This is a genomic window from Spirosoma pomorum (genome assembly GCF_054776615.1).
In genome coordinates, this window is record NZ_BAAHBP010000044.1 from 1 (window position 1) to 556 (window position 556).

At 60.1% G+C, this 556-nt stretch carries 1 protein-coding gene; it reads left to right on the forward strand.

The window, feature by feature from the left end; all coding sequences use genetic code 11:
* Positions 1-12: 12 nt before the first annotated feature.
* On the forward strand, positions 13-556 hold a 544-nt coding region (locus tag ACYVAD_RS26125), incomplete at its 3' end, for a RagB/SusD family nutrient uptake outer membrane protein (protein ID WP_461142506.1).

Genomic DNA, 556 nt, shown 5'->3' on the forward strand with positions numbered 1-556 from the left:
ATTTCTTACAACATGATACAGAAAGTCAAAATTATAAGTCTGGCCCTGCTCGCTACCTCGCTCAGCATCACGGGCTGCAACGACAACTTCGTCAACACCCAGCCGCTGGACCAGGTCGCCGGTGACGCGGTCTGGACGGACGCGGCCCTGGCCGAAGCCTTCGTGACGGGTATTTACGCCGGGCTGGGCCAGGGCGGTTTCAACGAGCAGCAACTGGCTTCGCTGACGGATGAAACCATCTTCACCCACCCGGGCCGGGGGATCACTACCATTACCGAGGCTCGGTCCAACCCCGCCGATGCGGGCTGGATCAACGAGACGATTGACTGGAACCAGATGTACCTGCGCATCCGGGCGGCCAACCTGGCGATTCAGAATCTGGCCACGCCCAAGTTCGCCAACTCGAGCGGGATGGCCGACCGGTTGATGGGGGAGGCCAAGTTCATGCGGGCTTACTACTACCATCAGTTAGTGCGCTACTACGGTGGGGTGCCCATCGTGGATAAAGTGTACGGGCTGGGCGAAGCTGATTACGCCACGACGCGGAACACGATGG